Raw genomic sequence first — 12,533 nt, 5'->3', positions numbered from 1 at the left:
TGGTGGCTGCATTTTCTCATAGGCAGGCAGGGATGGCGAACATATCCACTGGCAGCGCTTATTTTTTTCGTGGCAAGGCAGAAAACTTGCCAGTGATATCCAGTTCCCGAAAGCGCATCAGGATGAAATCGACAAACAGCCTGGTCTTGGCCGGCATCAGTTTGCTGCTGGCATAATACAGCGCAATGGGGCCAATATCCGCATGCCAGGCTGGTAGCACGCGCAGCAAGCTGCCGCTTTCCAGATAGGGCAGGGCATGCAGCTTGGGTACCATGGCCACGCCCATGTCCAGTAGGGCAGCGTGGCACATGGCTTCGGGGTCATCCATGATGATGCGCGTCTTCAATTCCATTGCGGCTTCTTCGCCTGCGGCATTGCGCAATGTCCACGAGCGCAGCCGGCCGCTTTGCGGTGAGCGGCGGATGATGCCATCCAATGTCGCCAGGTCCGCAGGCTTGACCGGCATCTTATGGGCAGCCAGATAGGCGGGCGAGGCAACCGGTATCACATGGGCGCGCGCGATTTCACGCGCAATCACGCCTGGCACCAGTTCTATGCCGCCACCGATGGCGATATCAAAGCCCTCGGCGACCAGGTCTACGCTGCGGTTATCAAAATGCATATCAAGGATGACGTCGGGGTAAGTCTTGACGAAATCATTCACCGCTGGCAAGACATAATCACGTCCAAAAGTCAGCGCCAGGCTGATCTTCAATACACCAGCGGGTTTGCCGGCAACGTTTTCCACATTCGCCAGGGCCGCCTGTATGCTGTCCAGCCCACCCCTGATCTGGGTCAGGAATACTTCCCCCGCTTCCGTCAGCACCAGGCTGCGCGTACTGCGCTGAAACAGCCGTATGCCCAGCCGCGATTCCAGCTTGGCGACATTCTTGCTGACCGCCGCCGGCGTCAAGCCCAGATTACGCGCCGCCTGCGAAAAGCTGCCTGCTTCGGCACTGCGGACGAATGACTCAATACTCGCCAGTGTTTCCATGATGATCCTTTTACTTTCAACCTTTGGTTGAAAGTAATGTAATCGATTATAGACTATTTGTAATTACTTTAAAGGTAGAAAATAGCTTCATCCAATCACGGATTGAACAGAAATTCATTAACACCTTTATGTAAATTACACAGGAGAACGACATGACACAAATTTTGAACACACAAGCAAACACCACATTGAATGGCAAAGTGGCCCTGGTTACCGGTGGTTCACGCGGTATTGGTGCCGCCATTGCACAAAGGCTGGCACGTGACGGCGCGGCAGTGGCGATTACCTATGCCAGCAGCGGCGATCAGGCAGAACAGGTGGTGGCCAGCATACGTGCTGCCGGTGGCAAGGCGCTGGCGATACGTGCCGATGCCCAGGATGCAGATGCGGTTAAACAGGCCGTCAACACCGTAGCGGCAGAATTGGGCGGGCTGGACATACTCGTCAACAACGCCGGTGCAGTCGCCTTCGGTGGTATTGCTGACTTCAGCATGGCCGACTATCAACGCCTGCTTGCCATCAATGTGACGGCAGTGTTTGTCGCCACGCAAGAAGCACAACGCCATATGAAAGAAGGTGGCCGCATCATCACCATAGGCAGCGTCAACAGTGATGCTGTACCGGTAGCGGGCCTGTCTGTATATGCGCTGACCAAGGGTGCAGTGGCGTCCTTTACTCGCGGCCTGGCGCGTGACCTTGGCCCACGCGGCATCACTGTCAATAATGTGCAACCCGGCCCGGTGGATACAGAAATGAACCCTGCCAACGGCCCCTTTGCCGACACCATGCGCACTTACATGGCGACTGGCAAATACGGTACGGGCGCACAAATCGCCAGCCTGGTAGCTTACCTGGCAAGTGAAGATGCGGCATTTATCACCGGTGCCAACCTGAAGGCGGATGGTGGGTTTGATGCTTGATTGTTTTGATGCTTGATTGGCGAGTGGGGTCTTACCTTTGTAAGGCTTCACTGCAAAGGCGATACCCACGCCTCCCAGCCGGTATCAGGCTGTCCACCAAAGCGGCGATAAAATTGCCTGGCGTTTTCATTGCCGGGCAATACATCCCATTTCAGGCGACCGCAGCCGCGTGATTTTGCATGTACTAATACGGCTTGCATCAATGCCGTGCCCACACCCAGGCTTCTGGCAGCAGGGCTGACATATAGTTCCTTGAGACGGCAATCCGCACGCAAATCATAGGTGAAGGCGATTTCCACCAGCACCGCATAACCCAGCAAGGCACCATCTGCCGATTCCGCCAGCAGGGCATGGAATTGCGCAGGCTCATGCCCCAAGCCGCGTGCCAGCAAGTCTTGCTCTTGCACACAAAAAGCTGACAGATAGCCTTCAAATGCCGCCAGTTCACGCATCATTGCCAGTAGGGCCGGGGCATCCGCCGCCTTTGCATAACGCACAGAATTGTCTGCCGCCATGCGCTAGGCCAATTCTGTCACTTCAGTCGTCAGGCTGAAGCCTTCATCCAGCCAGCCGGTGATGCCGCCTATCATGATTTTGACCGGGCGTCCCAGTTGCGCCAGCTTGATTGCGGCCCGCGTCGCGCCATTGCAGTGCGGGCCGGCGCAATAAGTCACAAACAAGGTATCCACTGGATAGCTGGCCAGTTTCGAGGCGATGATTTTGCCTCTGAGCAGGTTGATGGCACCCGGCACATGGCCGCTGGCATAGGATTCCGGACTACGCACGTCAAGCAGAACGAAATCGGCCTTGCCTTCGGACATGGCGTGGTGGGTATCCCAGCAATCTGTTTCAAAACGCAGGGAATCAGAAAAATGGGCCAGGGCTTCAGCGCTGCTGGCAGCAGCAACTTCAGTGACGACGGACATGGGGTTTGCCTTTCAGTTGTGGGTGACGATGGAGTCATTGTCGGCTTGCTTAGCGGTTACGCATAGTGGCGTTAACGGCATGATTCGGTAAGATCGCGCCAATTTGCGTGTGTCGAAAAATATTCATGGACGCATAAATATTTGCTTGCAAAAGTTGTATATACAACTTAAACTTTATTCCAATGGTTCAAATCTGATCCGGCTTTATTTTTTGGTTTTATTCCGCAGAGCCGGATTTCTATATTGCATTTGTTGATGGAGATAGACATGAACAACGACCCCCGCTGGGATGCCAGCCGCGTAATCCACGCCCCGCATGGTGCAGAAAAAACCTGCAAGACCTGGGTAGCCGAAGCGGCCTACCGCATGATCCAGAATAATCTGGACCCTGCCGTTGCAGAAAACCCCAAGCACCTGGTGGTGTATGGCGGCATAGGCCGCGCTGCCCGTAACTGGGAATGCTATGACCAGATTCTGGCGTCGCTGAAACAACTGGAAGAAGACGAAACCCTGTTGATACAGTCCGGCAAACCGGTCGGTGTGTTCAAGACCCATGCAGATGCGCCGCGCGTGCTGATCGCTAATTCCAACCTGGTGCCCAAGTGGGCCAACTGGGAACATTTCAATGAACTCGACCGCAAGGGCCTGTTCATGTATGGGCAGATGACTGCCGGTAGCTGGATCTATATCGGCACCCAGGGTATCGTCCAGGGCACGTATGAAACCTTTGCCGAAGCAGGGCGTCAGCATTTCAATGGTGACTGGGGCGGGCGCTGGATATTGACCGCTGGCCTGGGTGGCATGGGTGGCGCGCAACCTTTGGCCGCCAGCTTTGCCGGTGCCGTGTCGCTGAATATAGAATGCCAGCAATCGAGTATCGATTTTCGCCTGCGTACCCGTTATGTCGACAAGCAGGCCAAAGATCTTGACGATGCCCTGGTCCTCATCCAACATCATTGTGACCGCAAAGAAGCGGTATCGATTGCCTTGCTCGGCAATGCCGCAGAGGTCTTGCCCGAACTGGTCAAACGGGCAAAAGCCGGTGGCATGAAACCTGATCTGGTCACCGACCAGACTTCTGCCCATGACCTGATCAATGGTTATCTGCCGACAGGCTGGACTGTCGCGCAATGGAAGGCCGCACAGCAAGACGCCAGCCAGCATGCCAGGCTGACTGCCGACGCCGCCCAAGCCTGCGCCGTGCATGTGCAAGCCATGCTGGATTTTCATGCCATGGGCATACCGACTGTGGATTATGGCAATAATATTCGCCAGGTGGCGTTTGATACCGGCGTCAAGAATGCTTTTGATTTCCCTGGTTTTGTACCTGCGTATATCCGCCCCTTGTTCTGCGATGGCAAGGGGCCGTTCCGCTGGGTAGCCCTGTCGGGTGATCCGGAAGATATCCGCAAGACCGATGCCAAGATCAAGCAACTATTTCCGCAGAATAAAGGCGTACACAAATGGCTGGACATGGCAAGTGAACGCATCGCCTTCCAGGGTTTGCCGGCACGCATTTGCTGGCTGGGCCTGGGTGAGCGGCATATCGCCGGTTTGGCCTTCAATGAGATGGTCAAAAATGGCGAACTGAAAGCACCGATTGTTATTGGTCGTGACCATCTGGACACCGGCTCAGTCGCCAGCCCCAACCGCGAAACCGAAGGCATGCGCGATGGCACCGATGCCGTATCCGACTGGCCTTTGCTGAATGCCTTGCTGAACACCGCTGGCGGTGCCAGTTGGGTATCGCTGCATCATGGTGGTGGCGTGGGCATGGGTTATTCCCAGCATTCTGGTATGGTCATCGTTGCGGATGGTACGGATGCTGCCGCAAAACGCCTGGCGCGGGTGTTGGTGAATGATTGCGGCTCTGGCGTCATGCGGCATGCCGATGCGGGGTATGAGCAGGCGGTCGCCTGTGCGGAGCGTGAGGGTTTGAAGTTGCCTATGATTAAGGGTGCTGCCAAGTAAGCGGATTTTATTTATCGCGTTAATAGTAATTTATTTTCATATTCCCTCCCCTTCAAGGGGAGGGTTAGGGTGGGGATGGGTTTCAGTTGATTGACCAGGAATCCAGATTACACAAGAAACCCATCCCCATCCCGACCTTCCCCTTGAAGGGGAAGGAGTAGATTGCCCCTCGAATCTGACCACACAATTATTAAAAGTATTCAGGAAAAAACCATGAGCACCCATTTTGAAATCCAACCCGGCCAATTCTGTCTGACTGATCTGCGTGCCATCTGGACCAGGGCCCAACCCTTGAAGCTGACGGATAGCGCCTATGCCGCCATCAATGCGTCCTCCGCCACCATCGATAAAATCGTGGCGAAGGGGGATGCCGCCTATGGCATCAACACCGGCTTCGGCAAACTGGCCAAGACCCGTATTCCGGATGATCAGTTGGAACTCTTGCAGCGCAATCTTATTCTGTCGCATTCTGTCGGCTCTGGTGAATTGATTGCGGATGAAGTCGTGCGCCTGATACTGGCGATGAAAATCGGTAGCCTAGCGCGAGGGTTTTCTGGTATACGGGCATCGGTCATCGACAGCATGATCGCCATGTATAACGCCGGCATCATGCCGACTATCCCGGTCAAGGGTTCGGTCGGGGCGTCTGGTGATCTGGCACCTTTGTCGCATATGACCCTGGCTTTGCTGGGCGAGGGCGATGCCCGTGTGAACGGCAAGCTGGTGTCGGCCAAAGCAGCGCTGGCGGCAGCAGGCATTCAGCCTGTCGTGCTGGCCGCCAAGGAAGGCCTGGCGCTGATCAACGGTACCCAGGTGTCTACGGCGCTGGCCCTGAATGGCCTGTTTTTGGCAGAACGCCTGCTGGAAGCGGCTACCATTACCGGTGCTTTGTCCGTCGATGCCGCCAAGGGCAGTGATGCGCCGTTTGATCCGCGCATCCATGCCAGCCGTGGTCAGCCCGGCCAGATGGCGACTGCACAGATTTATCGCAGCCTGCTGGAAGGCAGTGAAATCCGCCGCTCCCACCTCGTCAATGATGAACGCGTGCAAGACCCGTATTGCCTGCGCTGCCAGCCACAAGTCATGGGTGCCTGCCTGGACATCATCAACAATGCTGCCCGCACCTTACTGATCGAAGCCAATGCGGTGACTGATAATCCGCTGGTGTTTGTCGAGACTGGTGAAGTCATTTCTGGCGGTAACTTCCATGCAGAGCCGGTGGCTTTTGCGGCAGATACCCTGGCGCTGGCGATTGCAGAAATTGGCTCCATTTCCGAACGCCGCATTGCCTTGCTGATCGATGCCTCGATCTCTGGCTTGCCACCTTTCCTGGTGCCATCGTCCGGTTTGAATTCGGGTTTCATGATTGCCCATGTGACGGCAGCAGCACTGGCATCTGAAAATAAATCGCATGCCCATCCATCCAGTGTGGACAGCATACCGACATCGGCCAACCAGGAAGACCATGTCAGCATGGCGACCTATGGTGCCCGCCGCCTGCATGAAATGGCGCACAATACTGCCACCATCGTCGGCATAGAATTGCTGGCAGCGGCCCAGGGCATAGACTTCCACGCGCCCTTGCAAACCTCGGGCATGCTGAAACAGGTACACCAGTTGTTGCGCAACAAGGTGGCTTTCTATGACAAAGACCGTTTCTTTGCGCCGGATATCGAAGCTGCGAAAACGCTGGTGGTGGAAGGCCAATTGAGCGCACAATGTCAACAGCTGTATCAGAATTTATATTTATTCTGATTTTTTTTTAGGCTGGAACAGCATGGTGGCTTCTTCAGCTTGAAGAAGCCATTCTGTGTTTGGCCCGACAACTCCTGAAGACTATGCGTAAGTGGACAAGACTAGACTATCAAACCATGCCATGGAAAAATGGCGGTGGCAGCACGACTGAACTGGCGATTTTTCCGCCGGGGGCCAGTCTGGATCATTTTGTCTGGCGCTTGAGCACCGCCGAAGTCAGCAGCAATGGCCCGTTTTCGCATTTCAACCAGATTGACCGGACCCTGGCGATTCTGTCCGGCGATGGCCTGATCTTGCATAGCGATAGCGAGCAAAGCCATGCCAGCAGCATATTCCTGAAAAAAGACAGCCTGCCACACCAGTTCCACGGCGAAACCCCCATCAATGCCGAACTCTTGCATGGCAGTGTGCTGGACCTGAACATGATGACGCGGCGCGATGTCTGCACCCATCACATGCAAAGACTGGAAGCCGGCAGCCATTTCATCGAAGCCAATGACGCCCAGCAGCTCTTGCTGTTTTGCGCGGAGGGCAGTGCCCGCCTGTCCAGCGGTGAGACCTTGCAGGCCTATGATTGCTGTCTGTTTGATGAAGAGCATGAACACGGCGGCATACGCCTGAACCTGCATGCCGATGAAGGCAGCGTGCTGTACCTGATGCGCATACAATTCCTGAATATGGGTGATAGCTGATGGTGCAGACCGAATTATCCTGGGACAGTTTGTGGGTCAATGTCCACCTGGCTTGCATGACGGATGGCTATGCTGACATCAGGGATGCGGCCATCGCCGTCAAGGATGGCAAGATCGCCTGGCTGGGTTTGCAAGCCGATCTGCCAGTTGGCTATATCACGGCAAAAACCCATGATGGCAAAGGCTGCTGGCTGACACCTGGCCTGATCGATTGCCATACCCATCTGGTGTATGCAGGCAATCGCAGCGATGAATTTGAAGCACGATTGAACGGTGTCGCCTATGAAGACATCGCCCTGCAGGGGGGCGGCATCAATGCCACCGTGCGTGCCACCCGTGCCGCGACCGCAGATGAATTGCTGGCAGCCAGTCTGCCACGCCTGCATGCCATGCTGGCCGAAGGGGTGACTACGCTGGAAATCAAATCCGGCTATGGCCTCGACCTGGAAACCGAGGCACGCATACTGCGCGTGGCCAGGCGCATAGGGCATGAGTTTCCGGTACGCGTCAAAACCACGTTCCTGGGCGCGCATGCCTTGCCGCCAGAATATGCAGGGCGGGCCGACGATTACATCAAGCTGGTGTGTGAACAGATGTTGCCAGCCCTGGTGGCAGAAGGCCTGGTGGATGCCGTTGATGTGTTTTGTGAAAAAATCGGCTTCACACCAGCCCAGACTGAACGCGTGTTCCAGGCAGCGCAGGCATTCGGCCTGCCAGTCAAACTGCATGCCGAACAATTGTCTGACCAGGGCGGCGCCGCATTGACGGCAAAATACCAGGGCTTGTCTGCCGACCATCTTGAATACTTGTCGGATGCGGGCATCGCCGCCATGGCAGCCAGCGGCACGGTGGCCGTGCTGTTGCCGGGGGCCTTTTACTTTTTGCGCGAAACCCAATACCCGCCACTGGCGGCATTGCGTGCGGCTGGCGTGCCGATAGCCCTGGCAACGGATTGCAACCCCGGTACGTCGCCCATGACTTCCTTGCTGCTGACCATGAATATGGCTTGCACCCTGTTCCGCATGACCCCGCTGGAAGCCTTGCAGGGCGTGACTTGCCATGCAGCGTGTGCCTTGGGCCTGGGTTCTGAAACCGGCAGCCTGGCAGTCGGCAAGGCAGCCGATTTTGCCTTGTGGGCCATCGCCAGACCGGCAGATCTGGCGTACCACATCGCTGGCAATCCTTCACAGGCCAAGGTGTTTGCAGGGATAGTCAGCTGAAAATTTCTTTGCTGATTGACATTCTTTAACCTCTCTTCAGGTGGGTTTTCTGGTGCTTCCCGGCCTATCGCTGCCAGTGACGACTATAATGTTATTCAGGTAGACACAATAGACACAAGCAAAGAATTGATCATGACAACAGTAAAGCAAAAAATGACGAATGCTATTCAACGCTGGCATCTGGGGCGTTGGGCAACAGGTTTCGTCGGTTTGCTGTTATTGCTTGCTGCCTTGAGCTGGGCCTTCCTGCCCGGTCTGGTCAGGCGCATTGCTACCGAAGAAGTACAGCAGCAGATAGGCCGCAAGCTGGATATGGGGGATATTCGTTTTTCACCTTTCCGACTGGCGCTGACGATAGAAGATCTGAACCTGTATGAAGCCGACCAGCGCACGCCCGCAGTCAAAGTCAAAGAACTGGTACTGAACCTGTCGCTGGCATCGGTATTCCGGCAGGCGCTGATCGTTGATGAAGTCCGGGTTACCGAACCCTATGTACACATCATCCGCAGCGCGGGTGAAGGCTATGGGCGGTATAACTTCAGCGACGTTCTCGACAAAATCGCAGCCATGCCCAAGAGTGATTCCCACGCGCGTTTTTCACTGGCTAATTTGCAAGTGGCCGGCGGCAGGATAGATATCGACGACAAGGTTGTCAATGAACAATTCAAGGTGGAAGCGCTGCAAATTGGCGTGCCTTTCGTGTCCAACTTCCCTAATCAGGTGGAAAGCTTTGTCGAACCCATGCTGTCGGCCAAAGTAAATGGATCGAATTTTGTCTTGAAGGGCAGGGCCCGACCATTTACCAATAGCCTTGATACTTCGCTGGCTATCGATCTCGATAAACTGGACCTGACCCAGTACCTGCCCTATGTGCCTGTGGCCTTGCCGGTACAAATCAAGAACGCAAAATTGTCTACCAAGCTGGACCTGATTTTCAGCCGCAAGAATACCCACCCTGAATTATTACTGGCAGGGGACGTGCATCTGGATGAGCTCCATGTTACTGATAAATCAGATGCACCCTTGCTGAAACTCGGCAGCCTGCACGCACAAATCAAGCAAGTGAATGTCATGACGGCAGCAGCCAGCATCAGCAAGCTGGAATTGTCAGCGCCAGAAATCTGGCTGGATATCAATCAGCAGGGCCAATTGAACTGGGCTAGCCTGGCAACTCCGGCTATCCCGCCTAAAGATGGCAAATCAAATAATAAGAGTGCCGTAGCGCCAGTGGTGGCTGCTTCAGCCGCATCGTCTCCAGCCGTAAGCGTAACAAAGCCGGTCGCTGCCTTGCAGCAATTGGCAGAACTACAGCTGTCAAAAGGGATTTTGCATTTCCGTGATGCCAAACATGCCAACCCTGCACAGACCGTCAACCTGAAAGATATCAGCCTGACCGCGCATGGCTTGTCGTCTGCAGCCGACGCCAAAGCTGCTGCGTTCAAGTTTGCCCTCAACGGTGAAAATGATGAAAGCCTGAAGCTGGAAGGTGAGATGCAGCCACTGATTGGCACGGTCAAAGCACAACTGGCTTTAAGTTCATGGTCATTGGCTACTTATCAGCCTTTGCTGAGCAATTATTTACTCGCGAGTGTCAGCGGGAAATTTGACATGAATGCACAATTGCAAGTGCAAAAAGGCCTGGTGCAAGTCGATGATCTGGGTATGAAACTCAGCCAGTTCGCCATCAAGCCCAAGTCTGTCGACGACGGCAGTTTCAACCTGAAAGCATTGACGGTAGATAAGCTGACCCTGAACATGGAAAGCAAGCAAGTCAATATAGGTAGCGTGCTGTTCGACGGCCTGGTGACGGATGTGCGACGGGATGAACAAGCGGTATTGAACCTGAAGAAATGGCTGAAATCCAGCACTGGTGCCAGCACCAGCGTCAGCACGGCTGCACCTGCAACAGTGGATAGTGCTGCCAGCACCACCAGCGCTGCCGCCAACTCGAACAACGCTGCCGCTGTAGCAACCTGGAAAGTCTATCTTGCAAGCCTTGACTTCAAGGATAGTGCTGTCAGCTTCAACGATAAATCCATGTCGCCAGAAGTCAAACTGAAACTGGATGCCTTTAATTTGCATGCAGAAAAACTCAGTAGTGATATGTCGCAGCCAGTCAAAATGACTTTGCAAACCAATATAGGTAAGAAATCAAAGCTGAGCCTGGATGCAACTGCATCCGCCCAGTTGAAGAATATCACCATGAACCTGGATGGCCAGGGCTTGCCGGTATCGGCCTTGTTTCCCTATGTGTCGCCGTATGTGAATGCGGAATTGACACGTGGTCGGGCAGATATCAAAGGTAAATTGAATCTCAACAACATACTCGACAGCAACCGGCAGATCAATTACGAAGGCGTGCTGGCGCTGAATGATTTCCACTTGCTGGAAAATGGTGCGGATGAAGATTTTCTGGAATGGAAAAACATCTCCATGGATGGCCTCAGCGCCCAGATCGGTGGTGACAAGCAACTGGTGACCCTGAAAAAACTGGCACTCAATGATTTCTATGCACGCGCCATCCTGTCTGCCAAAGGCAAGCTGAATATACAGACCATACTCAGCACCAAAAAGGCCGATATGGAAGATGGCGACTCGGCTGCGGTTGCTCCTGCAGCCGGGCAGACCACAGCCACGGCGCCGGCAGATGATGCAACAGTCAAGCCCGTCACCAGCAAAACCGCGACCACGACTATTGTCACCGTACCTTTGCCAGCCAAGCCTGAAAAATCCAATCCCGTCGTGATACGCGTTAGCCAGACCACGCTGCGTGGCGGCAATATCAACTTCACCGACAACTTCGTCAAACCGAATTACAGCGCCAACCTGACCGGTGTTGCCGGTACCATAGGCGCAATCGCCTCTGACAATCCACAACCTGCCACCATAGAATTGAATGGCAAGGTCGATGACGATGCGCCGCTGGTGATTTCCGGCACGCTGAATCCGCTGTCGAATCCTGTTTTCATGGATGTCAAGGCCAGCGCCAATGGGCTGGAGCTGACCCGGCTGACGCCTTATGCAGCCAAGTACGCCGGTTACGTCATCGAAAAAGGCAAGCTGTCCATGCAAGTGTCTTACCGCATAGAAAACCAGCAATTGCAGGCAGAAAATGATGTACGCCTTGATCAACTGACCTTTGGCGAAAGAGTAGACAGTCCGACCGCGACCAAGCTGCCGGTCATGCTGGCGGTTGCTTTGCTGCGTGATAACCAGGGCCGTATTGCCATTAATCTGCCGATCACCGGTTCTTTGTCTGACCCACAGTTTTCAGTTGGCGGTATCATATTCAAGGTCTTCATGAACGTGATTACCAAGGCAGTGACATCACCATTTGCCTTGCTGGGTTCGATGTTTGGTGGTGGTGAAGAACTGGCCTATACCGAATTCCTGCCCGGCCAGACCAGCCTGACACCCGCTGCCACTACCAAGCTCGACAATCTGGCCAAGGCACTCAAGAACCGCAGTAGCCTGAAGCTGGACATCATAGGCCGTGTCGAACCGGCGACGGATGCAGATGGCATACGCCAGATATTGCTGCTGCAAAAAATGCGTGAACTGAAATGGAAAGACGTGCACCAGAAAGACCGCACCGTCAAAAAAGATGACATCGTCATCACGGAAGCAGAAAAAGCCAAGTACGTGGAAGAAGTCTACCAGGCAGAAAAATTCACCAAGCCGCGCAATCCCATCGGTATGGCCAAGACCCTGCCAACGGCAGAAGCAGAAAAAATGATACTCGCCAATACCCAGGTGACGCCGGAAGCCTTGCGCAGCCTGGCCCAAAAACGTGCCGATGCCGTACGCGATTACCTGGAAGATGTGTCAGGTGTTGAACGCGAAAGACTGTTCCTGATCGCCCCCAAACTGAATGCCGATGGCATCAAGGACAAGGGCAGTCCGAACCGGGTGGATTTTTCGCTGAAATAGCTTGAACAAGATGAAAGCCGGGCGAAGTGATTTCGTGCTGCAATGAAGCAGCACGGTAATGGGATTGCAGCAGGGACAGCTAAGGGAGTATCCGTCGTCCCTGCCTAACTCCGTCACCCCGTCAC

At 54.5% G+C, this 12,533-nt stretch carries 9 protein-coding genes; 6 read left to right on the top strand and 3 right to left on the bottom strand.

The window, feature by feature from the left end:
• Positions 1 to 58: 58 nt before the first annotated feature.
• On the bottom strand, positions 59 to 994 hold the full coding sequence (locus ACO0K9_RS11300; protein WP_422984848.1) for a LysR substrate-binding domain-containing protein: 936 nt from the start codon (positions 992 to 994) through the stop codon (positions 59 to 61).
• Between the two features lie 152 nt (positions 995 to 1,146).
• Here ACO0K9_RS11300 and ACO0K9_RS11295 point away from each other — a divergent pair, with 152 nt between their 5' ends.
• A complete protein-coding gene (locus tag ACO0K9_RS11295) occupies positions 1,147 to 1,914 on the top strand; it encodes a 3-oxoacyl-ACP reductase family protein (protein ID WP_422984846.1) in 768 nt (255 codons plus the stop codon).
• Positions 1,915 to 1,961: 47 nt separating this feature from the next.
• Here the strand turns inward: ACO0K9_RS11295 and ACO0K9_RS11290 are convergent, their stop codons facing one another.
• The gene (locus tag ACO0K9_RS11290; protein ID WP_422984844.1) at positions 1,962 to 2,429 is read right to left on the bottom strand and encodes a GNAT family N-acetyltransferase; all 468 of its coding nucleotides are present in this window, start codon (positions 2,427 to 2,429) and stop codon (positions 1,962 to 1,964) included.
• A 3-nt stretch (positions 2,430 to 2,432) separates the two neighbouring features.
• Positions 2,433 to 2,840 carry a rhodanese-like domain-containing protein gene (locus tag ACO0K9_RS11285; protein ID WP_422984842.1) on the bottom strand — a complete coding sequence of 136 codons (408 nt, stop codon included), beginning with the start codon at positions 2,838 to 2,840 and terminating at the stop codon, positions 2,433 to 2,435.
• 267 nt (positions 2,841 to 3,107) lie between these two features.
• Here ACO0K9_RS11285 and hutU point away from each other — a divergent pair, with 267 nt between their 5' ends.
• From hutU to ACO0K9_RS11260, 5 genes are all read left to right on the top strand, one after another.
• A complete protein-coding gene (hutU, locus tag ACO0K9_RS11280; RefSeq protein WP_422984840.1) occupies positions 3,108 to 4,811 on the top strand; it encodes a urocanate hydratase in 1,704 nt (567 codons plus the stop codon).
• 213 nt (positions 4,812 to 5,024) lie between these two features.
• A complete protein-coding gene (gene hutH / locus ACO0K9_RS11275) occupies positions 5,025 to 6,566 on the top strand; it encodes a histidine ammonia-lyase (RefSeq protein ID WP_422984838.1) in 1,542 nt (513 codons plus the stop codon).
• An 83-nt stretch (positions 6,567 to 6,649) separates the two neighbouring features.
• A complete protein-coding gene (locus tag ACO0K9_RS11270) occupies positions 6,650 to 7,258 on the top strand; it encodes a HutD family protein (protein WP_422984836.1) in 609 nt (202 codons plus the stop codon).
• Positions 7,258 to 8,478 carry an imidazolonepropionase gene (gene hutI / locus ACO0K9_RS11265; RefSeq protein ID WP_422984834.1) on the top strand — a complete coding sequence of 407 codons (1,221 nt, stop codon included), beginning with the start codon at positions 7,258 to 7,260 and terminating at the stop codon, positions 8,476 to 8,478. The genes ACO0K9_RS11270 and hutI overlap by 1 nt, the downstream gene beginning before the upstream one ends.
• Before the next feature lie 132 nt (positions 8,479 to 8,610).
• Positions 8,611 to 12,408 carry a DUF748 domain-containing protein gene (locus ACO0K9_RS11260; protein ID WP_422984832.1) on the top strand — a complete coding sequence of 1,266 codons (3,798 nt, stop codon included), beginning with the start codon at positions 8,611 to 8,613 and terminating at the stop codon, positions 12,406 to 12,408.
• Positions 12,409 to 12,533 lie beyond the last annotated feature (125 nt).

The organism is Undibacterium sp. Ji50W (assembly GCF_049340445.1).
GTDB lineage: Bacteria > Pseudomonadota > Gammaproteobacteria > Burkholderiales > Burkholderiaceae_D > Undibacterium.
This window is presented reverse-complemented; position numbering and strand designations above follow the sequence as displayed.

Bases quoted from the DNA above. Each gene is read 5' to 3' on its own strand.
- ACO0K9_RS11300 (WP_422984848.1), bottom strand. From the start codon at position 994: ATGGAAACACTGGCGAGTATTGAGTCATTCGTCCGCAGTGCCGAAGCA.
- ACO0K9_RS11295 (WP_422984846.1), top strand. From the start codon at position 1,147: ATGACACAAATTTTGAACACACAAGCAAACACCACATTGAATGGCAAA.
- hutH (WP_422984838.1), top strand. From the start codon at position 5,025: ATGAGCACCCATTTTGAAATCCAACCCGGCCAATTCTGTCTGACTGAT.
- ACO0K9_RS11285 (WP_422984842.1), bottom strand. From the start codon at position 2,840: ATGTCCGTCGTCACTGAAGTTGCTGCTGCCAGCAGCGCTGAAGCCCTG.
- ACO0K9_RS11290 (WP_422984844.1), bottom strand. From the start codon at position 2,429: ATGGCGGCAGACAATTCTGTGCGTTATGCAAAGGCGGCGGATGCCCCG.
- ACO0K9_RS11260 (WP_422984832.1), top strand. From the start codon at position 8,611: ATGACAACAGTAAAGCAAAAAATGACGAATGCTATTCAACGCTGGCAT.
- hutI (WP_422984834.1), top strand. From the start codon at position 7,258: ATGGTGCAGACCGAATTATCCTGGGACAGTTTGTGGGTCAATGTCCAC.
- hutU (WP_422984840.1), top strand. From the start codon at position 3,108: ATGAACAACGACCCCCGCTGGGATGCCAGCCGCGTAATCCACGCCCCG.
- ACO0K9_RS11270 (WP_422984836.1), top strand. From the start codon at position 6,650: ATGCGTAAGTGGACAAGACTAGACTATCAAACCATGCCATGGAAAAAT.